We start from the raw sequence: 20,064 nt of genomic DNA, 5'->3' as shown, positions 1-20,064 counted from the left end.
ATGACCACCGCTCTGAACGGCACCGGCCTGCGCCTGGGTTACGGCGACCGGATCGTCGCCGAGGACCTCGACCTCGCCATCCCGCCGGGCCGGGTCACCGCCCTGGTCGGCCCCAACGCCTGCGGCAAGTCCACCGCGCTGCGCGCCCTGGCCCGGCTCCTCAAGCCGGCCGACGGCACCGTCCACCTGGACGGCGAGGACATCGCGGGCATGTCGTCCCGCGACTTCGCCCTGCGCCTGGCCCTCCTGCCGCAGACACCGAGCGCCCCGGACGGCATCACCGTCCGCGACCTGGTCGCCCGCGGCCGCACCCCGCACCAGCGCTGGTGGCGCCAGTGGTCCTCGTCCGACGAGGCGGCCGTGGACGCCGCCCTCGCGGCGACCGGCTCGGCCGACCTGGCCCACCGCTCCATCGACGAACTCTCGGGCGGCCAGCGCCAGCGGGTGTGGATCGCGATGGCCCTCGCCCAGGACACCCCCGTGCTACTGCTGGACGAGCCGACGACGTACCTGGACCTCGCCCATCAGGTCGACGTGCTGGAACTGGTCGCGGAGCTCAACCGCTCCGAGGGCCGCACGGTGGTGATGGTGCTGCACGAGCTGAACCTGGCCTGCCGCTACGCCGACCACCTGATCGCCATGCGCGACGGCCGCGTCATGGCTGCCGGTTCACCGTCCGAGATCGTCACACCGGACCTGGTCCATGAGGTGTTCGGGCTGCGCGCGGCGGTCATCGACTGCCCGGTGGCCGGTACGCCCCTCGTCGTTCCCGAGGGAGGGCGGCGCAGGGCCGAGACCGTCTGACGAGGGCGGCACCGGTACGCATGCTGGTGAGGAGGGCTTCGGCGATGGGGCCGGCGTGCCGTGTACAGCTGTTCACCGTGCCAGCGCCCAGCTCCCGGGCAAGGACCGACCATCCGCCGAGCCCTCCTCGCCCCGCAGCATTGCACAGTGCAAAGGAGAGTTCCAGGGTTCGCCGCCTCCTTCCCGGCTACCGCGGAGTCACCGCCTTCTCGACCTCCTCGAAGGTCGCGCCGTCCACGAGGCCGGTGTCCTCCAGGACTTCGAGGTGGTCCAGGACGGTCTGGTTGGCCTGACGGGCATGACGGCGGATGAGGTCGTTCTGGGTGGCCGCCCTGACCTCACCGATCGTGGCGAAGATCTTCCCGTGCGAGGAGCGCAGGAGGTTGGCGAAGAGGCGGTCGAACTCGGCCCCGTGGGCGTTCTCCAGCTGCCTGACGAAGTCCTGCTGCTCGGCGGTCGCCAGATCGGGGAGCTGGACGCCGAGAATCCGGGCGTCCTCCCGGACGAGTTGGTCGAGCTTGCTGTGACCGTCGATCAGATGCAGGCCGGCGCGCTTGACGGCCTCGCTGGAAGCATGCGTCTGGGCCAGCCGGCCCGCGGGGATCTCCCACAGGCCCGCCTGCCGCACCTTCACGAGAAAGGTCTTGTCGATCTCGGTCACCGCCTGCGGGCCCGCACCGGTCGTCGTGGCCGGTCCCGCCCCGGAGGAGTGTCCGGCACCTGCGCCGGAGAAGTGGTCATAGCCGTTCTGCTGCGTGGCCGCGGCCTCGCCGCCACTGCTCTGTACGGCGACGAGAACGGTCGCGACGGCGGCGCATATCGCGGCGATCACCGCGACGACCCGCATCGAGATCCTGGGCGTTGCTGCGCGTCGATTCGGACGCATGATGCCTCCCGGTTCGGCATGGAGAGCTGGTCGTACATGTCGTCGGGAGCTGGTGTGGCGGCTGGCACGGCGCACAGCCACAGGTACGGATGGGGGCGCCGGGGCGTTCAGCGATCGTGTGGTTCTCGCCGCTCGTTTCCTACGGCGAGGTCACCTGTTCGCGTGTGCACTGCCCGGCGGCGGGAATCGGCGAAGCGGGGAGCGAGTCCGAAGGCCCCGGCGGCGCAGCCCCTCCCAAGTGCCGGACGAGGGCTTGGAGATGGCAGAGGGAGCCGTTCGCGGGGGCGGTGCGGCGCTCAGCCCTTCGGAGCAATGTTCGCGTTGAAGCGGAAAAGGTTGCCAGGGTCGTACTTCGCCTTGACCTCGGACAGCCGCTCGTAGTTACTGCCGTAGCCCTCCCGCAGGAGTTGCTCCCCCTCTTCCAGGAAGCCGGGGAAATTGAGGTAGACGCCCCCGGTGGAGAAATGACGCATGTCAGCGAAGGTGTCACGGACCCAGGCCACGTTCCGCTCCGAGTCGGCTGTGTGGTCCCAGTTCCCCTCGATGCCGACCAGGTAGGGCGCGCCGCGGTTGGCGAAGGCGGTTGCCTCCTCGGCCACCCGCGCCATAGCGCCGCCCTGGTACCAAACGTCGATGGTCGAGTCGGGCGAGGGTGCCGCGGCGGCGTCTTCAGTGAGGCGCTCGATCAGCTTGTCGCTGAGCTCGGGCGCGTTCACGGACTTCCAGTAGTAGAGCCCGCCGTCCGGGTAGTCGTCGTCCAGGAACTTCTGCGCCTCGGTGTACGTGGTGACCTCACTGAGGTCGCAGAGGGGCTCGGCGATCTCCCGGAGCGGCCGCAGCGCGCGCTGACCCTCTTCGGCCGCGGCCTCACCGGCGCCGGGGCACACGGCGAGGAGTGCCACGAAGGGTTCTCCGTGCACCGCTGCCGGGAACTCCTCGACCTGCGGTATCCGGCCGAGGACGGCGAGCGGTGCCGCCTCGTCGGGCACCTCCGCGACGTACCGCTCGCAGGCCCTGAGCACTTCCCCGGCGCGTTCCATGGGGAAGTACACGTTGCAGAGGAAGACGCGGGGGCCCACGGGATGCAGGCGATACTCGAAAGACGTCACGACGCCGAAGTTGCCGCCGCCCCCGCGGATGGCCCAGAAGAGGTCCTGCTCCTCGCTCCCGCTCGCGGTGAGCAGCTTCCCGTCGGCCGTGACCAATCTCGCCGATACGAGGTTGTCGCAGCTCAGAGCGTGCTTGCGCCGGAGCCAGCCCATTCCGCCCGACAGGGTGAGCCCGGCGATCCCGGTCGCCGACACCACCCCCAGGGGTGCGGCGAGCCCGTGCCGCTGGGTTGCGCGGTCGAGGTCTCCCAGGGTGCAGCCGCCCTGCGCACGGGCGGTGAGCCCCTCGGGGTGGACGTCGATGTCCGTCATCTCCGACAGGTCGACGACCAGTCCGCCGTCGCAGAGGGCCTGGCCAGCCACTCCGTGCCCACCCCCGCGCACTGCGAGTGGCAGCAGGTTGTCCCGGGCGAAGTCCACGGAGGCGACCACATCGTCCTCACCGCGGCATCGGGCCACAAGCGCCGGCCGCCGGTCGATCATGCCGTTCCACAGTGCTCTCGCCGACGCGTAATCCGGGTCCCGGGGGCGGACGAGGCGCCCGCGCAGCCGTGAGGCGAAGCGATCCAGGACGGGGCCGGGAAGACCGGTATCCGTGCTGGTCCGTTCTCCACGGTCGGGAGCATTTCCACGGTTGTGCGTCTCGCTCATGGTGGTCGCCTCCCGCTTTCAGCATCGTCCCGGATGGAGGAGGCCGCCATCGGGACAGCGGCACGGCCTCCGCGGCGCTGCAACTCAGGCAGACCTCCGGGACTTGTGGGACGGTGTGAATACGGGTGCACTGGCGTGAGCTCTCCACGAAGATCCGCTCCAGGAGGCCGGGCATGGGCGAACTGATCAAAGCCGACGGTGGCGAGATCTGGGTTGAGCGCCGAGGTAAGGGCCCGGACGTCCTGCTCATCGCGGGGCTCAGTGATCCCGCCGAAGCCTGGCAGGCACAGCTCGATGGGCTCGCCGACCGCTACCGGCTCACCGCCTACGACAATCGCGGCACTGGACGTACGCCGCTGCCCGAGGGGCCTTTGTCGGTACCCGGGATGGCCGAGGACGCCGCCGCGGTGCTGCACGCGCTTGGCATCCCGGCCGCCCATGTCATGGGCTTCTCGGGAGGGAGCCGCATCGCACAGGAGCTGGCGCTCAGCCATCCCCGGCTCGTCCGCAGCCTCGTCCTCGTGAGCACATGGGGCCGCCCCGATGCCTACTTCCGGTCGATGGCGGACTTCTGGCACTGGATGGCCGAGCGTGCCCCCAGCGAGCGCGCCATGCTGGAGGCGTTCCACCTGTGGATGTACACCCCGCGGGCGCACGCCGACGGCACGGTGGACCGGATCATCGAGGAGACGCTCGCCTTCCCGTATCCGCAGTCCGTCGAGGCCTTCCAGCGCCAGCTCGCCCCGTTCAGAACCCATGACACGCTCGCCCGCCTGGCCGAGATCACCGCGCCGACCCTGGTGCTGGCCGGTGAACTGGACATCGCCGCACCGCCGCGCCTTGGCCGCGCGGTTGCCGAGAGGATCCCGGGTGCCAAGTTCGAGGTGCTGCCCGGCGAGGCGCATCAGCCGTTCCAGGAGGTCCCCGCCATGTTCAACACCCGGGTCGACGCCTTCTGGCGGGAGGTCGAGGCGCGGGACCGAGAAACCTGATGCGCGCTTGAACACCGAAGGGCAGCGCCCTGGCCCGCCACCGCCTCGGATCAGAATCTGTCAGCACGAATGAGATTGAGTGAGAATCCGCCAGCGTGATTGCGACGGGACACCTGCTGTCTCAGCCGCATGGCCAAGTACCCAGACAGTGGCCGACCTGTACGGCGGCGACCACGACGATCTCACTCGGACCGGCAGCAGGGCCGCACCGACGCCGGACAGGCTTCTTCTTCGCGGCCAGCCCCGCCTCGCCGTGTCGCCGGAACCGCGACCCACTCCTTTGACCGTACGAACGTGGACGCCGAGCTCACGGGCCTTGGCGGCGTACTTGGGCTCAACCGGGCCGCCTGGCGCGAAGTCGGGCCTGGGTTCTCCCTCACGAGCCAGTTCAGGACTCCCCGAGCGGAAGCCAGTGAGCACCTCACGTACGTGCTCACCGCCCCATCCAGACCGTCCAGTTGGGCTGCGGTTCGGTAACAGGCCGGTCAAAATGCTTCGCCTGTGAAATCTTTGCATAGTCTAAAGCTTTCGGTCACTCTGCAGCGCGGTGCCAGGGACCGGAAGACGAGGCCGGCCGCACCGCCCGTGAGACCGCGAGGGTGCGACGTGGCCGAGGAGTCACCACAGCGCTTTGCGCTGCTTTCCGTTCTGCCGTACGCCGTCATGGCAGTTGTCACCGTGGTCGACATCACCGCGGGGCCCTCGGTGGGTTTTCTGCCGCTGGTGTCCCTCGGACCGGCGTTCGCCGGCCTGTCCGGCGGATGGCGGCGTACGGCGTTCATCGGCGCCCTCGCCCTCCTGCTCTGCCTCGGACTCGGGATGTACGACGGCCTGTTCGCCGGCCGCCGCGGCTACACCGCGCTCGCTTCGGTCGCGGGAGTGACCGCGGCCGGACTCGTGGCCGCGGTGACGAGACAGCGGCGAGAGGCCGAACTCGCCAGCGTCCGTTCCATCGCGGAGGTCGCCCAGCGGGTGCTGCTGCGACCGGTGCCACGCAGCGCCGGGCACCTGCGCGTCGGTGTCTCGTACACCTCGGCGGTCGCCGAGGCACGGATCGGCGGGGACCTGTACGAGGTCGTGGCATCGCCCGGCGGCGTACGGGTCGTCGTCGGAGACGTGCAGGGCAAGGGGCTGGAGGCGGTGGAAACGGCGGCCGTCGTGCTGGGCGCCTTCCGCGAGGCCGCACATGACGAGCCCGACCTGCGGAGCGTCGGCGCACGGCTCGAACGGGTCGCCGACCGGGAGCTCCAGGGCGAGAAGTTCGTCACCGCAGTGCTGGCCGAGGTGGCGGACGACAGGAGTGTCACCCTGCTGAACTACGGTCATCCGGCGCCCTTGATCGTGCGCGCCGACGGGAAGGTGCACTTCGCCGAGCCACCTCGTCATGCTCTGCCGCTCGGCCTCGGCATACACGCCGCGGAAGGACCGGAGCCGTACCGGGCGGACTTCGCCCCTGGCGATCAACTCCTGCTGTACACCGACGGCGTCTCGGAGGCCCGCGACCGTGCGAACCGCTTCTACCCCCTCGACGAGCGGGCCGGCCTCCTCGAGGACCCGGACCCCGAATCGGCCCTCCAGGCCCTGCGCGAGGACCTGGTTCAGCACGCCGAGGGCCCCCTCCACGACGACGCGGCCATGCTGCTGCTGCGCTACCAGGGGCGCTGACGCGGTGGCCCCTGCCGGGGCGGCGGCCCGACGGGTCGACACGGCACGGTAGAAAGGACGGCATGGCCGACGAAGTGCAGTGCCCGCAGGACGTCGACGATGTCGACGCGGTGACCCGTGCGGTGCTCACCGCGTCGCGCCTGCTGGTCGCCGTCTCCGCGCGCTCCCTTGCGGCGGTCGAGGACAGAGTGACGTTGGCGCAGTTCCGGCTGCTCGTCGTGCTGTCCACCCACGGCCCGGCCAAGCTCGTCGTGCTCGCGGACCGGCTCGGCGTCAATCCCTCGACGGCCATGCGCATGATCGACCGGCTCATCACGGCCGGTCTCGCGGACCGCAGGACCAACCCCGAGAACCGTCGCGAAACCGTCCTGCGGCTCACCGACGAAGGCCGTGCACTCGTCGAGGACGTCACGGCGAAGCGCCGACAGGAGATCGCGACGATCGTGGAGCGCCTGTCTCCCGATCGGCGCTCGGCTCTCATAGACGCCTTGACCGCCTTCACCGAGGCAGGCGGCGAGCCCGGCGTGACCGTGGGACACACCGGTGCGTCTCCACTGGGTTGGGCGGACGCGCCGCTGCACCAGGGCAGATGAGTCCTACTCGACATCCCGGCGACACTCGTCAGAGGTCGCGGAAGCCGGCAGGGGTACGGCGGCTTCGGTAAACAGCCGCCGGTAGAAGGGACCGAGACCGTGGGGGACGGTCAGGGACCGGAACGCCTGGTCCGGTGGCAGGAGACGGCGGTGGGCCATCTCGAAGCGCGGGGCCCACGCCGCCGTACGCACCTCCGCCCGCCACATCGACCGGACCAGTACGAGCCCTTCCTGGGGACCCCCGATGCACAGGCCCCGGCTGAACCCGAGGAGCCGGCACTCCGACACCTCCGCGCACGCTTCCTCACGGACCTCGCGGCGCATCGTGTCGACCCACTGCTCCTGGCCCTCGGGGCGGCCCGCGGGCAGGCCCCATCGCTGTCCGTCACCGCTGATCACGACAATCCGGTCGCCCGCGACACACACCGCCTCCGCACCGTGCGGCGTCCCCGGAGGCGCGTCAGGGGGCGGGAACCACGCGACGCGCCATTCCTGACCGTTGATGAAGGCGGTGAAGTCCACACCGTCGCCGGCGATGTCGTCCACAGGTCAGCGCACCCTCCCCTACGGCTTCAGCGCCACCGGCGGCAGCGCCGGCGCCGGAAGGCGGCCGCCGGCGTAGTCGTGGACCTCGCCGAAGCGGGAGCTGTCCATCCCCTCGCGAGTCGCGCTCGCAGGCTGCACTGCAAGGTTCCCATGCCCAACGTGCTACAGCTCTCTGTCCACACGGCTGCTCGCGAGTGTCGCTCCGGGCCGGGACACGGCGGTCACCGGCACAGCCGGTGCCACCGCCCGGCCCACGGCGGGGGTTGAAGCCGCTTCGCCGGTTACGGGAGGTGGCTTTCGAGTGCGTCGGCGGCGGCTGTGGCGCCGCCCGTTTCGTCGAGGTGCCGGCGCATGGCGGTGATGCCGCGCGCGATGACCGGGCTGGACGCGACATGCAGGACGGCTTCGCGCAGGGCCCGGGGGCTGAGCCTGCCGGGGGGCAGGTGGACTCCCAGGTTGAGCTTCTCGATCTGGTCGGCGTTGACCTGCTGCTCGGCGGTCTGGGGGATGGCGACCATCGGCACGCCATGGTGCGCGGCCTCCATGGTGCCGCCCATGCCGGCGTGCGTGACGAACGCTCGCGCGTGGGCCAGGACACGCAGCTGGGGGACGCTGGCATGAACCTCCATGTTGTCGGGCAGCGGCCCCAGCGACAGTGGGTCCAGGCTCCTGCCGACTGATACGACGGTGTGCCAGGGCAGGTCCGCGAAGGCGTCCACGCATGCACGGAAGAACTCGGGGGGCCACACGCACACCGTGCCGAGGGACACGAACAGGACGGGCCGGCCGTCAGCGGGCGGCTGCCAGCTCCCCTGGAAGGACCGGTCACCGATGACCGGCCCGACGAAGGCGGCGCTCTTGACGGCGACGGTCTCCAGCCGGCGCTGGAAGACGGACGGGAAGTACGCCACGGCCCGCTCGTGGGAGAACGCCACCTCCCTTGCGGTGGCCGTGATGCCGTAGTGCGCGAGGGCCGGCTCGACCTCGGGGATGCCCTCGATGTCGTAGATGTCTGCGACGCCGAACATTTCGGGGATGACGCCCTCGTACGGCAGGTGGGTCGGCGACGACAGAACCGAGGGCACCTTCCACTGGCGGGCCAGCATCAGGCCGGACCAGGCAAGAACGTCGTGCAGTACGAGATCCGGGCGGTCGTCGGCGTAGGCGGCCGCCAACGGGCCCAGGGCGTGGGCGGTCTGCACCAGCGACAGGGACAGGTGGCGGTTCACGTTCTCCGCCGTCTGGTGCTCACCGGGAACGGCATCGGGGTACACCACGGGCTCGGCACCGACGCTCTTGACCAGCGGGGCGAACTCGTCGGTCATCGCGTAGCTGACCCGGTGGCCACGTGCGACGAGCTCTTCGACGACGGCCAGGGTGGGATTGATGTGGCCCGGCATCGGCACGCCGAACACCGCGATGTGCGCCCCGCCGGATCCCGGTCGTTCCTGCTGCCGGATCGCGGGCTCCCTGGTGGCCGGCGCAGAGGAGGCTGTTGTGGCGGAAGCGGGCATGGAGACTCCGTCCGGTGGACTGGGTGGGCCGGCCGCCGGGATGGGGGCCGACTGACAGATCAAACCGTCCGGGACGCGTGGAGTCGTGGAGGTCGTTCCGCTCCCCCACCCGCACGGGGGATACCAGGCCCTTCGTTGGGCTCCTGGTCACCCGTTGGATCTGTCCGGGCGGGTGAGGTTCCGTGCAGAGCGTTCACGACCCGGCCGGGACGGAGATGATCACACCGGGTCCCATTCATCCGGAATCCAACCCATCCATCCTCTGAGGAGAGAGCATGCTTCCCGTCCCTAAGGGCATCCTGGCCGCCATGGCGGGCATCGCCGCGCTGGCTGCCACAACAACCGTCGCCCAGGCCCACGCCGACACCGCCGCGCCCGAGGCGAACAAGGTGGCGGCATCCGCTGTCCATCTCACCTGTAGCGCCTCCCTGGAGACGAAGGTCAGCCCCGCCGTAGGGGAGGCCGACCGCCCCTACACCGCCGAGGGTGTCGGCGCGCTCGACGACTGCACGTCGCCGGACGGTTCCAACAGCCGGCTTCGCTCCGCCGCGATCGTCCTCAAGGAGGAAGGCGTCGCATCCTGCTTCGAAGGCATGGCGGGCACCGGGAGGCTCACCGTCACGTGGTTCTCCGGTCCCGGCCGGACGGGGACGACCCTGGGCACCTCGGTCATGGAGCTGCGCAGCGACGGCACCCTCCCGGCCGTGACCGCGGACAGCCAGGTGCTGGCCGGCGCCGCGCTGGGCGTCCAGGGCACGATGGAATTCGTTCCGTCGTCGACGTGCACCGCCTCCACGCCGGTGACCGGGACGAAGGCGTCGGGCACCGTCTCCTTCCTGAGCCGGTGACGCGGGCCGCCGGTGCCGGCTACCGGCATCGGTGACGGGCACGCCGAGCCTGTTCCGCTGCGGCTCCCGGGCGACTGGCGCTTCCAGTTCGGCACTGCCGCCCATGGCCCGGTGCCGGCCCGAGGCGCCGTGGTGAAGCGCGACCTCCGTGGCACGTAGGGAAGTACCGGGTGTTGCGGCTGCTGCGGCGTGGCCGAGCGGACCGCGTCCGCGGGCACGGCCCGCCGGACCGAAGGGGCCATCCCGCATTCCGATAATCGCGGGATGGCGCCATTCGACTTCACAACAGGCCATTTCGTGCCATTTGAGGGGAAAAGTCGTTGCATTGCACGACTTATCACGAGATCGTTCTGCAGTCCCGCCGGGATGGATCTGGACCCCAACCGGCGGACTCCTGTGCATCACTGCCGTAGAGAGGACCCATCATGTCCGTGCTGCCCTTGCTGACGACTTATCTCGTTGAGCACTTCGGGCGTGATCCGCAGATCGTCACGGCCGACAGTCGGCTGGAGGACCTGGGGCTCGACTCCCTTGCGGTGCTTGAGCTCCTGACCATCCTGGAGGACGAACACGACATCCCGATGCCCGAGGACAACGGATCGCTGAAGGGCAGCTCGACACTCGGCGACGTCGCGGCGCTGATCGATCTGCAGGCGGCGTCCGTGTCCGCGGAGGGTGACCGGCAGGTCACCGCGGCGGGCAGTGGGACCGCGGTATGACGCCCGACGCCGTCGCGGTGACAGGCATCGGCCTGGTCACTCCCGCGGGCATCGATGCCTCGTCCACGTGGGACGGCATGTGTCGTGGGGTGTCGACCGCGACGACGGACCCTCTCCTCGAAGGACTGCCCGTCACGTTCTCCTGCCGGGCGGATTCCTTCGAGGCGCAAAAGGTGCTCGGCCGGCAGCTCACCTGGCGGGTGGACCGGTTCGTCCACCTGGCCCTCGCCGCCGCCCGGGACGCCGTCGGGGACGCCGGCCTCGGCCACGCCGCCTGGGACGCCACCCGTGTCGGCGTGGTCGTGGGCGCCAGCGGACAGGACGACAGCACGATCGGCGGGGCGTGGCAGAAGCTGCTCAGCGGGCGCCACAAAGGAATCTCACCGACCACCATTCCCCGTGGCGCCGCGAACATGGCCGCTGGCGAGATCAGTCTCGACCTCGGCATCCAGGGCCCGGGTCTGGCCGTCCACACCGCCTGCTCCTCCGGCGCGACGGCGATCAGCGTCGCCCGCGATCTGCTGCGTTCGGGCGTCTGCGACATCGTTCTGGCCGGCGGCAGCGGAGTGGCCACCGGAAGGATGGCGGCGGCGTGCTTCCACAAACTGGCGGCCCTGTCCCGCCGCAACAGCGCGCCCCAGGCCGCCAGCCGCCCCTTCGACGCCGACCGTGACGGATTCGTCCTGGGCGAGGGGGCAGGCATCCTCGTACTCGAGAACGCCCGTCACGCACGCGCCCGGGGTGCGGCGGTGCGTGCCTACCTGGCCGGGACCGCCCTCACCTCGGAAGCGCATCACTCCACGGCCCCGACCCCTGACGGCTCCGGTGCCGCCCGGACCATCCGAGCCGCCCTTGCCTCAGCGGGCCTCGGCCCCGAGGACATCGACCATGTCAACGCCCACGGCTCCGCCACCCGCCTCAACGACCTGGCCGAGGCGCACGCCCTGCGCTCGGTCTTCCGTACGCCTCCTCCCGTAACGGCCCCCAAGGGAGTACTGGGCCACGCCATCGAGGGCGTCGGCGCGATCGAAGCGGCCCTGACCGTCATGACCCTCCAGCACCAGGAGATCCCGCCCACGGCGAACCTGGAGCGTCTCGATCCCGATATCGATCTGGATGTCGTCGCCAAGGTGCCCCGCCGGGGACGACTGCGAGCCGCCATCAGCAACTCGTTCGGGTTCGGAGGCCAGAACGCGGTCCTGGTGTTCACCGCCGCATGACCCGCGGCGGCTGCCCGTCGCACCGTCTCCCTCATCGGGCAGGCCGCGGAAGGAAAGGACCGACACGTGATGCGTGCCGCAACTGAGCTGTGCCCGGTCACGCTGCCCGGCCCGGCCCACAGCACAGCCGCCCACTCCTACCGGCTGCTGCGGGACAAGGGGCCGGTGCAACGGGTGATGCTCCCAGGGGGACTGTCCGCATGGCTGGTCACGGGCCACCGGGAGATCCAGGCCGCCGTGCGCGACCCTCGGCTGGTCCACGACCCGCGCAGGATCGCCGACGTGGCGCCGCACGGCATTCCTCGCATCCGTTACCCACTGGACTGGCTGTCCCGCACCCGTCACGTGCTCAGCAGCGACGCCGCGGACCACACGAGGCAGCGGGCCCTGATGCGCCCCTACTTCACTCCGCACTCGGTGACCTCGGCGGAACCCGTGGTGCGCCGCGCCGCTCACGACGCGCTGGACCGCATGGCCGAGCGTGGTGGCGGAGACCTGGTCGTCGATCTCGCGCTGCCCGTGGCCACCGCCTCCGTCTGCGCTCTGCTGGGAGTCCCCGCCACCCCGTTGCGCCCCGCCGTCGAGACCAGCCTGCGGCTCAGTGACGCCGAACACCCGCTGACGCCGCGGATGACCGCTGCGGCGCAGCGCATGCCGCAGCTCCTGACCCGCGTGATCGCCCAACTCCGCGGCGGACCGCAGACGGGCCTCGGCTCCGCCCTGCTGTCCGCCCGCGAAACGGGCGATCTCACTGCCGAGGAACTCCTGGGCAATCTCGGATTCCTCCTCTTCGCCGGGATCGACTCCACCGTGGCGGCGATCCCGGCCGCGGCCCTCCACATCATGCGCACGCCCGGCGCCGCCGACCGGCTGCACCGGGAATCCGGCGCGGTGGACGCGCTCATCGAGAACGCGCTGCGTCTGGCCGCGCCGTTCGTCCACGGCATCTGGCGCTTCGCCTCCACGGATGTCGCCATGGGCGGGCAGCCGATCGCCGCCGGAGACCCCGTGGTGCTCTGCCTCGCCGCGGCCAACACCGACCCCGGCACCTGGCCGGACCCGTGGAACGTCTGCGCCGACCGGCCCCGGCCCGCGGCGCACCTCTCGTTCGGCCACGGGCCCCACTACTGCCCCGGCGCGGGTCTGGGCCGGCTCCAGACGCGCATCGCGCTCACGGAGCTGTTCCGCCGTTTCCCCCGTCTCGCCCTGGCGGGCGACGCCCGTGAACTGCGCTGCCGAGGCAACGTCTCCCGGCACTTCATGGCCGTGCCCGTACGGACCGGAGCGTGACCACCGCTCCGCCGGGGCCGTCCCGGCCGACCCGGAGGCATTGTTCTGGACCGCAGATCGGCGGCCGGCGCCGGGCACTTGCACGGCGAAGGTTCCCGCCGCGCTCACAACAGCGTCCCGAAGGGTAATCCGAAATGACTCGCTCTGATACGGGCAGGCGAACACCACGACTTGTCGTCATGACCGGGGCCACCGGATTCCTGGGCTCCCACGTGCTGATCCGCCTGCTACGGGAGCAGCGCGACACCGACGTCGTGGTACTCGTACGCGACGACTCCCGTGCGGCTTCCGTCCGCCTGCGTACCGCGCTGCACGCCACAGGCGTCCCGGTGCCCGAAGACCTCGACGCACGAGTACGGCTGGTCCGTGCGGATCTCGGTCACGCGCGCCTGGGTCTGGACGAAGGGACCTATCACGAACTCGCCGAAAAGGCGCAGGCGGTATGGCACATGGCCGGAGACATTCGGCTCACCGCACGACCGGAGGTGCTGGACCGCACCAACGTCCAGGGCACGCGGCACGTCCTCGGCCTGGTCGGCGCCACCCGCCGCCCCGTGCCCTTCTTTCACACCAGCACGGCATACGTGGCGGGACGGCACAGCCATGGCCACGTGGCGGAGGACGAGCTCGACGACTCGGCCGGCTTTCTCACGGAGTACGAGGGCTCGAAATTCCGCGCCGAGAAGATCGTTCGTGCCTTCGCGGAGCAGCGCGAGACCCCCGTCACGGTGTTCCGCCCAGGCGTTCTCGTCGACGACCGCGTGCCCGCGCCCGGCTCCCCGAGCAGCCCGCACACGGTCGCTGCGGCGGGGATCGCGCGCCTGGGGGACATGCTCACCGGTCCGCTGGCCCACCGGTTCAGCATGCCGCCCGGCGGCGTGGTGGTGGCCACGATGCCCGGCGACCCGGACGCACACATGAACGTGCTGCCTGTGCAGTATGCGGCGGACGCCATGATCCGTGCCGCCGAGCAGCCCGCAGTACCGGGAGTGACGACCTATCACGTGGTCCATCCGCGGCAGACGCCGATCCGCTCACTCGTGGATGCCCTCACCCATCACGCCCCGTGGCTGCGGATCCACATCGGAGCGGCGGGCGGCGCGTCCCACGGCGTGCTGGAGAAGCTGCTGAACCGGATGAGCGGAGGGATCGCGGCGTACGGATTCCTGCACCGGACCTATGACCGGACGCGATGCGCCGCTCTGGGCCTCGCCGATCCCCCCGTTCTCGACAGCCGCTACCTGCGTGCCAGTTTCGCGCCCCCGGCACGGAGGTCGACGCTTGCCCGGCTCACATGTTGATCACGGGCGGGGGCGCGACGAGTCCGGGATCGAGCCGTCTACCTGGTTGGGCGACTCGTCTCGGTCACATCATCACAGGTCAGCGCACTCTGCCTCGTGGCTTCAGCGCTACAGGCGGGAGTTCAGGAGCGGGCAGGCGGCCGCCGGCGTAGCCGTGGACCTCGCCGAAGCGGGAGCTCTCCATCCAGTCCGTGCGGGCCGCCTCGATCTCCTCGTGGGAGCGCCCGATGAAGTTCCACCACATCACGATCTCCTCCTCGAACGGCTCCCCGCCCAGCAGCATCAGGCCCGCGTCGGACTCCGCGCGCAGCGGCAGTTCGGAGCGGCCGCAGCCGAGGTAGAGCATCGAGCCGGGGAGCACCGGGACTCCGTCCACGTGGGCCTCGCCCGACATGGCCAGCACCGCGTACTCGAAGTCCGGGTCGAGCGGAAGCATCGCCTCCGCGCCGCCGGCCAGCGCCAGGTCCGCGCCGACGATCGGGGTGTACGTCGCGCCCGGCGACGTCGCGCCGTCGAGGGTGCCGAGCACGACCGTCGCGGTCACGCCGGGGGCGGTGACCTGCGGAAGGGCGGTGTGGTGCTGGAAGTGCGGCTCGACCGTCCGGTGGGCGTCCGGCAGCGCCACCCACAGCTGGGCGCCGTGCAGGAACCGGGCGTGCTGCTTGGGGCTCTCCTCCGAGTGGCTGATCGCCCGACCCGAGGTCATCAGCCCCAGTTCCTTCGGGCGGATGGTGGCCAGCGAGCCCGTGCTGTCGCGGTGCAGCACCTCGCCCTCGTGCAGCCAGCTCACGGTCTGCAGGCCCATGTGCGGATGCGGCGGGACCTGCATGCCGGGTTCGTCGGCGATGTCATCGGGGCCGTAGTGGTCGACGAAGGCCCACGCGCCCACCATGCGGCGGCCGAGATTGGGCAGCAGCCGGCGGACCTCGGTGGATTCGCCGAGCTGGACGCGGCGGGGGCTCAGGAGCTCGCGGACGGGCTCGGCAACGACGAAGCCCCGGCCGCCGCACACGGACAGGGCGGCCTGACGATCGAGATTGCTCATGGACACAACCTAGTTCCTGTACGGCGTCCCGGTCCGGTCGTGGCCCCGACTTCCCGAAGTGGAGCGGGGAGCGGAATGGAAGGGACCAATGTGCTGTTGACCGGGGCGGCAAGCGCGTGACCAGGGAAGGAGAGCACGTGAGCGAGAGCTACTACGAGTTCGGGACGGCCGCCGAGCGGTGGGACCGGGCACAGCTGTTCTTCGACGCCAAGGAGTACATGACGGCGGTCCGCATTCTGCGCGGTCTGGTCGAGGAGGTGCCCGAGCAGGTGGCGCCCCGGCTGCTGCTGGCCCGTGCCTACTACCACTCGGCCCAGCTGCGCAGGGCCGAGGCCGAGCTGCGGGCCGTCCTGGAGCGCGACCCTGTCGAGCACTACGCGCGGCTGATGCTCGGCCGCACGCTGGAACGGCAGGGCAGGCCCAAGGACGCGGCGCCGCATCTGCGGATGGCCGCGGCAATGGCGGGCGAGCAGGCCCCCTGACCCGGCCACGGGAGGCTTACGCCAGCAGCCAGGTGATCAGGGACAGCGACCCCATCGACACGAACGTCGACAGCAGGACGGTGTCCCTGGCCAGGTCGGTGTCGAGCCGGTACTCGGACGCGAAGACGAACGCGTTCTGCGCCGTCGGCAGGCCCGCGCACAGCACCACGGCGAACAGGTCGTCTCCGTGGAGGCCGAAGCCCCAGCGGGCGAGGACATAGGCGAGCAGCGGCTGGACGACGGTCTTCAGCGCCACCGGCACCCGCCGGTCGGCGCGCTGCCCCGGCGGCCGCCGCCCCTCCTTGCCGACGGTCCGTGTCGTCCGTACGTCCAGCGACATGCCGAGCGCGAACAGGGCGGCCGGGACCGCCGCGCCGCCGAGCATCCCCAGGGGTTCGCTCACCTCGGGCGGCAGCCGCACGTCGAGCAGTGCCATGGTGATCCCGGCGGCCGACGCCGCGATGATCGGGTTGCGCAGCGGCAGCCGCAGCACGCGCCTCCAGCGGTCGCGCGGTGCGCTGCCGCCCGCGTCGAGGTCGATGAGGACCAGGATCAGCGGCGTGACGAACAGCGTCTGGAACAGGGCGGCCGCGATCATGAACGACGCGTCGTCGAGGACGTGGACGGCCACCGGGATGCCGAGGTTCGCCGAGTTGACGTAGGACCCCGCCATCGCGCCGATGGCCCGGTCGGCAGGGCTGCGGCGGAACACCCGGCGGCCGAGCAGCAGTCCCAGCGCGAACACGATGAGCACGCTCGCCGCGAACACCGCGACCCCCGGGGTGGCCAGCCGCGAGACGTCGGCCCGTGCGAGCGTGAGGAACAGCAGCGCGGGCATGGCGAACGCGAAGGCGAAGCGGCCGAGCACCGACTGTGCCTGCTTGCCGAGCACGTCGAAGCGGCCGGCTGCCCAGCCGACCGCGGTGACGGCCCAGATGGGCAGGAAGCCGGAGAGGACGGTCACCGACCCAGCATGCCCGAGGGCGATCAAGGTGCCGCGGCCGCCCCGGGACCGACGGTCCGGGGCGGCCGCTCAGGTGGACGGCGGGGCGCCGGCCGGCCTGTCAGTCGAACGGGTCGAGCGTGATGTACGCGTGCTGCGGGTTGCCGTCGTGCACCAGTGATTCATGGGCGCCGACATCGTCGAAGGCGAAGGCGTACGCCTTTCCGTCCGCCATCTGCGCATGAATCGCGCGGGCGTAGTGGTTGGTGACCGGGTCCTGGTAGAAGCCGGCGCTGCCGGTGTCGGGCTGGTTGGGGTTGGTCAGCAGCGTGGAGCGGTTGAACCCGGCGCACAGGGTGCGGGAAATGGGGCCGCGCACCTGGTCGTTGGGCGCGTCCAGCTTCTTGTAGCAGCCGAAGACGCTGTCCGCGTCGGGCTTCTGGAACGAGGTGACGACGGCACCGGAGGTGTTGGTGAAGTTCATGACCCCGCCGGAGACCCGGCCGTAGTACTTGGTGTCCGGTCGGTCGGCGAAGGGTGTGACGGTGAGCGTCGAGGTGGCGTACCTGCTCCAGACGCGGTTGATGTAGTCGTCCATGACACCCGCGGGGAGGGCTCCGGCCGCGATGCCGTGGCCGGGGGCGAGGGCGCGCAGGACGGTGCCGTCGGAGCGGGTCTGGACGAGGTTCGCCCAGCCTCCGGACTGGGCGCGCAGCGCGTTGTAGAAGCCCTTGTAGCCGCCGGGCTTCAGCCGGCCGGTGTTCCGCACGGTGCCGTCGCCCGCCTTCACACCGACCGCGTACGGGGCCGAGAACATGTCGACCTGGGTGCTGTTGAGCCAGATGCCGGCGTCGTTGAGCGTGTACTCGGACCAGTTGAAGAGGATGTCGCGGTTCGGGTCGGACGGGTTCTGCACGGCGGGCTGCACCAGTCCGCCGGTGGTGAGCTTGAAGACCAGTTTCCGGCCGTAGGAGAAGTAGATCCGGCCGGAGAACTTGGGGACCTGGATCGTGACGGAACGGCCGTTGGCGGGGCCCGCGATCGAGGCGTCGGGGGCGGGGGTGGGCGGGTTGCCGCCGGCCGGCCAGGGGTGGAACGTCCCGGCGGCGTCGGCCCAGCCCTGGCGGCCGCTGCTGAGTTCGGTTCCGAGGTTGTAGAGGTAAATCGGCTCGCTGCGGCCCGAGTTGTTCGTGAAGGTCAGCGGTACGGTCGCCGGGACGGCGGCGTCGGCGGCCTCCGTGGACCCGGTGGCCGTGAAGCCCGCGGCGCACAACAGGGCGGCGGCCGCCGACGCGAGCATTTTCCGTGGAACACGCATGTCCCACCTCCTGGGCAGTCGATGTGGGGGGAGGACGCCCGGGCCCGGACAGGGCGCCCCTGAGAGCGCTCTCAGCGTCGGGGGCGGCAAGCTCCCCGTCAAGGTCTCCGGCAAGGATTTCCGTACCCGGACGCGACGTTGCCCGGTCCGGACGCGCCGGACCGGGCAGCGTTCCGCGGCGTCAGCCCCGGTAGGTCTCCAGCAGCCGCAGCCAGATCTCGCTGATCGTCGGGAACGCCGGAACGGCGTGCCACAGGCGGTCGATCGGCACCTCGCCCGCGACCGCGACGGTCGCCGAGTGCAGCAGCTCGCCCACGCCGGGGCCGACGAACGTGACCCCGAGCAGCACCTCGCGGTCCAGGTCGACGACCATACGGGCCTGGCCGCGGTAGCCCTCGGCGTACAGCGCCGCTCCCGACACCGAGCCGATGTCGTAGTCGACGGCGCGCACGCGGTGGCCGGCCTTCTCGGCCTCGGCGAGCGAGAGGCCGACGGCCGCCGCCTCCGGGTCGCTGAAGACGACCTGGGGCACGGCGAAGCGGTCGGCCGACGCGGTGTGCGCACCCCAGCGGTCGCTCCCCAGCAGCGGAACGTGCTGGGCCCTGGCCGCGATGGCCGCTCCGGCGATCCGGGCCTGGTACTTGCCCTGATGGGTCAGCAGGGCACGGCGGTTGACGTCTCCGACCGCGTAGAGCCAGTCCGTTCCCTCGACCCGGCAGCTGTCGTCGACGGACAGCCAGGAGCCGTCCTCCAGGCCGACCGACTCCAGTCCGATGCCGTCGGTGCGCGGCGCCCGTCCGGTGGCGAACAGGACCTCGTCCGCCTCGGTACTGCTGCCGTCCTCCAGGACCAGGGTCACGGGCCCGGTGCTGCCGCCGGGACGGTCGACGGCCGCGACGGACGTACCGAGCCGCACGTCCGCGCCCGCCTCCTTGAGCGCCGCCGCGACGTGTTCGCCGACGAACGGCTCCATGCGGGGCAGCAGCCCGTCGCCACGTGCCAGCAGCGTCACTTGAGAGCCCAGCGCCTGCCAGGCCGTGGCCATCTCGACGCCGACGACTCCCCCGCCCACGATCGCGAGCCGCCCGGGCGCCTCGCGGGCGCTGGTGGCCTCACGGCTCGTCCACGCGTGCGCGCCCTTGAGGCCCGGCAGTTCGGGCAGGACGGCGCGGCTGCCGGTGCAGACGGCGACCGCGTGGCGGGCGGTCAGCAGGTGGTGCTCGCCCTCGGGGCCGTCGACGACGACCGTTCGCGGACCGTGCAGCGTGCCGTGACCGCGGTAGACGCGGGCACCGATCGAGTCGAGCCAGCCGGCCTGGCCGTCGTCCTTCCAGTGGGAGACCTGCTCGTCGCGGCGGGCCAGGATGGCGGGGGTGTCGAGGGGGCCCTGGACCGCGCCGCTGAGTCCGGGGACCCGGCGGGAGTCCGCGCGGGCGATCACGGGCCGGAGCAGTGCCTTGCTCGGGATGCAGGCCCAGTACGAGCAGTCGCCCCCCAGGAGTTCGCTCTCCACCACCGCGGTGCTCAGGCCTGCCGCTCTGGTCCGGTCGGCGACGTTCTCCCCCACGGGGCCCGCACCGAGCACTACGACGTCGTACTCCACAGCTTGGGTCATAGCGTCAGTCTGCTGCCGGGTGTGCGTCCTGGCCACATGGGCAGGGGCAGGAATAGCACGGCCCCGGGCGTCGTTGTGCGGGGCGAGTCCACCGGACATCAGGAAGAGGTACACAGGCGATGAGCACACTTGAGCTCACCAAGGACAATTTCGATCAGGTCGTGACCGACAACGACTTCATCCTGATCGACTTCTGGGCTTCCTGGTGTGGACCCTGCCGTCAATTCGCCCCCGTCTTCGAGGGCGCATCAGAGCGGCACCCCGATCTGGTTTTCGCCAAGGTCGACACGGAGGCGCAGCAGGAGCTGGCCGCGGCCTTCGAGATCCGTTCCATCCCGACGCTGATGATCGTCCGCGACAACGTGGCCGTTTTCGCGCAGCCCGGTGCGCTGCCGGAGTCCGCACTGGAGGATGTGATCGGCCAGGCACGCGCGCTGGACATGGACCAGGTGCGCAAGTCGATCGAGGAAGCGCAGAAGAACGGCTCGCCGGAGGCGGGCGGACCCGCGGGGGCCTGATCCGG

The 20,064-nt window shown here is 70.9% G+C and carries 19 protein-coding genes; 11 read left to right on the top strand and 8 right to left on the bottom strand.

The features are described 5' to 3' along the window. Positions 1 to 804: an ABC transporter ATP-binding protein gene (locus ACF08N_RS03860; protein WP_392322970.1), complete on the top strand. Its 804-nt coding sequence runs from the start codon at positions 1 to 3 to the stop codon at positions 802 to 804. A 187-nt stretch (positions 805 to 991) separates the two neighbouring features. Here the strand turns inward: ACF08N_RS03860 and ACF08N_RS03855 are convergent, their stop codons facing one another. Together ACF08N_RS03855 and ACF08N_RS03850 are read right to left on the bottom strand one after the other, a co-directional pair. Continuing rightward, complete coding sequence (locus tag ACF08N_RS03855) at positions 992 to 1,690, bottom strand: DUF4142 domain-containing protein (protein WP_392322969.1); 699 nt, start codon at positions 1,688 to 1,690, stop codon at positions 992 to 994. 296 nt (positions 1,691 to 1,986) lie between these two features. After that, a complete protein-coding gene (locus tag ACF08N_RS03850; RefSeq protein ID WP_392323418.1) occupies positions 1,987 to 3,348 on the bottom strand; it encodes an FAD-binding oxidoreductase in 1,362 nt (453 codons plus the stop codon). Positions 3,349 to 3,623: 275 nt separating this feature from the next. Between ACF08N_RS03850 and ACF08N_RS03845 the strand changes: the two genes are divergently transcribed. From ACF08N_RS03845 to ACF08N_RS03835, 3 genes are all read left to right on the top strand, one after another. Then, complete coding sequence (locus tag ACF08N_RS03845) at positions 3,624 to 4,442, top strand: alpha/beta fold hydrolase (protein ID WP_392322968.1); 819 nt, start codon at positions 3,624 to 3,626, stop codon at positions 4,440 to 4,442. A gap of 663 nt (positions 4,443 to 5,105) precedes the next feature. Next, a complete protein-coding gene (locus ACF08N_RS03840) occupies positions 5,106 to 6,107 on the top strand; it encodes a PP2C family protein-serine/threonine phosphatase (protein ID WP_392322967.1) in 1,002 nt (333 codons plus the stop codon). Between the two features lie 62 nt (positions 6,108 to 6,169). Next, entirely contained in the window at positions 6,170 to 6,700 is a 531-nt protein-coding gene (locus tag ACF08N_RS03835) for a MarR family winged helix-turn-helix transcriptional regulator (RefSeq protein WP_392322966.1), read from the top strand. 3 nt (positions 6,701 to 6,703) lie between these two features. On the opposite strand, the gene ACF08N_RS03830 is transcribed toward ACF08N_RS03835, so the two are convergent. Both ACF08N_RS03830 and ACF08N_RS03825 read right to left on the bottom strand, forming a co-directional pair. After that, complete coding sequence (locus ACF08N_RS03830) at positions 6,704 to 7,246, bottom strand: NUDIX domain-containing protein (RefSeq protein WP_392322965.1); 543 nt, start codon at positions 7,244 to 7,246, stop codon at positions 6,704 to 6,706. A 281-nt stretch (positions 7,247 to 7,527) separates the two neighbouring features. Beyond that, the gene (locus ACF08N_RS03825; RefSeq protein WP_392322964.1) at positions 7,528 to 8,760 is read right to left on the bottom strand and encodes a macrolide family glycosyltransferase; all 1,233 of its coding nucleotides are present in this window, start codon (positions 8,758 to 8,760) and stop codon (positions 7,528 to 7,530) included. A 275-nt stretch (positions 8,761 to 9,035) separates the two neighbouring features. Here ACF08N_RS03825 and ACF08N_RS03820 point away from each other — a divergent pair, with 275 nt between their 5' ends. From ACF08N_RS03820 to ACF08N_RS03800, 5 genes are all read left to right on the top strand, one after another. After that, entirely contained in the window at positions 9,036 to 9,608 is a 573-nt protein-coding gene (locus tag ACF08N_RS03820; protein WP_392322963.1) for a hypothetical protein, read from the top strand. A 425-nt stretch (positions 9,609 to 10,033) separates the two neighbouring features. Further along, positions 10,034 to 10,327, top strand: coding sequence for an acyl carrier protein (locus ACF08N_RS03815; protein WP_392322962.1), 294 nt, complete (start codon positions 10,034 to 10,036; stop codon positions 10,325 to 10,327). Next, positions 10,324 to 11,547 (top strand): beta-ketoacyl-[acyl-carrier-protein] synthase family protein, encoded by a 1,224-nt coding sequence (locus tag ACF08N_RS03810; RefSeq protein WP_392322961.1) that lies wholly within the window; start codon positions 10,324 to 10,326, stop codon positions 11,545 to 11,547. The genes ACF08N_RS03815 and ACF08N_RS03810 overlap by 4 nt, the downstream gene beginning before the upstream one ends. A gap of 69 nt (positions 11,548 to 11,616) precedes the next feature. After that, a complete protein-coding gene (locus tag ACF08N_RS03805; RefSeq protein WP_392322960.1) occupies positions 11,617 to 12,837 on the top strand; it encodes a cytochrome P450 in 1,221 nt (406 codons plus the stop codon). Between the two features lie 179 nt (positions 12,838 to 13,016). Then, positions 13,017 to 14,138: an SDR family oxidoreductase gene (locus tag ACF08N_RS03800; protein WP_392322959.1), complete on the top strand. Its 1,122-nt coding sequence runs from the start codon at positions 13,017 to 13,019 to the stop codon at positions 14,136 to 14,138. 79 nt (positions 14,139 to 14,217) lie between these two features. Here ACF08N_RS03800 and ACF08N_RS03795 read toward each other — a convergent pair whose 3' ends face one another. After that, positions 14,218 to 15,183, bottom strand: a complete 966-nt coding sequence (locus ACF08N_RS03795) for a pirin family protein (protein WP_392322958.1) — start codon at positions 15,181 to 15,183, stop codon at positions 14,218 to 14,220. A gap of 137 nt (positions 15,184 to 15,320) precedes the next feature. Between ACF08N_RS03795 and ACF08N_RS03790 the strand changes: the two genes are divergently transcribed. Continuing rightward, positions 15,321 to 15,665 (top strand): tetratricopeptide repeat protein, encoded by a 345-nt coding sequence (locus tag ACF08N_RS03790; RefSeq protein WP_392322957.1) that lies wholly within the window; start codon positions 15,321 to 15,323, stop codon positions 15,663 to 15,665. A 16-nt stretch (positions 15,666 to 15,681) separates the two neighbouring features. On the opposite strand, the gene ACF08N_RS03785 is transcribed toward ACF08N_RS03790, so the two are convergent. The 3 genes from ACF08N_RS03785 to ACF08N_RS03775 all read right to left on the bottom strand — a co-directional run bounded on the left by ACF08N_RS03785 (position 15,682) and on the right by ACF08N_RS03775 (position 19,541). Continuing rightward, positions 15,682 to 16,629, bottom strand: a complete 948-nt coding sequence (locus tag ACF08N_RS03785; protein WP_392322956.1) for an AEC family transporter — start codon at positions 16,627 to 16,629, stop codon at positions 15,682 to 15,684. A 100-nt stretch (positions 16,630 to 16,729) separates the two neighbouring features. Continuing rightward, positions 16,730 to 17,926, bottom strand: a complete 1,197-nt coding sequence (locus ACF08N_RS03780) for a glycoside hydrolase family 64 protein (RefSeq protein ID WP_392322955.1) — start codon at positions 17,924 to 17,926, stop codon at positions 16,730 to 16,732. A gap of 181 nt (positions 17,927 to 18,107) precedes the next feature. After that, complete coding sequence (locus tag ACF08N_RS03775; protein ID WP_392322954.1) at positions 18,108 to 19,541, bottom strand: dihydrolipoyl dehydrogenase family protein; 1,434 nt, start codon at positions 19,539 to 19,541, stop codon at positions 18,108 to 18,110. Positions 19,542 to 19,660: 119 nt separating this feature from the next. Between ACF08N_RS03775 and trxA the strand changes: the two genes are divergently transcribed. Next, a complete protein-coding gene (gene trxA / locus ACF08N_RS03770) occupies positions 19,661 to 20,059 on the top strand; it encodes a thioredoxin (RefSeq protein ID WP_392322953.1) in 399 nt (132 codons plus the stop codon). Positions 20,060 to 20,064 lie beyond the last annotated feature (5 nt).

Origin of the sequence: Streptomyces sp. NPDC015127, assembly GCF_043080095.1 — a bacterium.
In the GTDB taxonomy this organism is placed as follows: domain Bacteria; phylum Actinomycetota; class Actinomycetes; order Streptomycetales; family Streptomycetaceae; genus Streptomyces.
Note: the sequence above shows the minus strand (reverse complement) of the source record. Positions and strands in the feature narration are given on the sequence as shown.

Coding starts and splice junctions, on each gene's coding strand:
- ACF08N_RS03860 (WP_392322970.1), top strand. CDS start 1: ATGACCACCGCTCTGAACGGCACCGGCCTGCGCCTGGGTTACGGCGAC.
- ACF08N_RS03855 (WP_392322969.1), bottom strand. CDS start 1,690: ATGCGTCCGAATCGACGCGCAGCAACGCCCAGGATCTCGATGCGGGTC.
- ACF08N_RS03845 (WP_392322968.1), top strand. CDS start 3,624: ATGGGCGAACTGATCAAAGCCGACGGTGGCGAGATCTGGGTTGAGCGC.
- ACF08N_RS03840 (WP_392322967.1), top strand. CDS start 5,106: ATGGCAGTTGTCACCGTGGTCGACATCACCGCGGGGCCCTCGGTGGGT.
- ACF08N_RS03835 (WP_392322966.1), top strand. CDS start 6,170: ATGGCCGACGAAGTGCAGTGCCCGCAGGACGTCGACGATGTCGACGCG.
- ACF08N_RS03825 (WP_392322964.1), bottom strand. CDS start 8,760: ATGCCCGCTTCCGCCACAACAGCCTCCTCTGCGCCGGCCACCAGGGAG.
- ACF08N_RS03820 (WP_392322963.1), top strand. CDS start 9,036: ATGCTTCCCGTCCCTAAGGGCATCCTGGCCGCCATGGCGGGCATCGCC.
- ACF08N_RS03815 (WP_392322962.1), top strand. CDS start 10,034: ATGTCCGTGCTGCCCTTGCTGACGACTTATCTCGTTGAGCACTTCGGG.
- ACF08N_RS03810 (WP_392322961.1), top strand. CDS start 10,324: ATGACGCCCGACGCCGTCGCGGTGACAGGCATCGGCCTGGTCACTCCC.
- ACF08N_RS03805 (WP_392322960.1), top strand. CDS start 11,617: ATGCGTGCCGCAACTGAGCTGTGCCCGGTCACGCTGCCCGGCCCGGCC.
- ACF08N_RS03800 (WP_392322959.1), top strand. CDS start 13,017: ATGACCGGGGCCACCGGATTCCTGGGCTCCCACGTGCTGATCCGCCTG.
- ACF08N_RS03795 (WP_392322958.1), bottom strand. CDS start 15,183: ATGAGCAATCTCGATCGTCAGGCCGCCCTGTCCGTGTGCGGCGGCCGG.
- ACF08N_RS03780 (WP_392322955.1), bottom strand. CDS start 17,926: ATGCGTGTTCCACGGAAAATGCTCGCGTCGGCGGCCGCCGCCCTGTTG.
- ACF08N_RS03775 (WP_392322954.1), bottom strand. CDS start 19,541: ATGACCCAAGCTGTGGAGTACGACGTCGTAGTGCTCGGTGCGGGCCCC.
- trxA (WP_392322953.1), top strand. CDS start 19,661: ATGAGCACACTTGAGCTCACCAAGGACAATTTCGATCAGGTCGTGACC.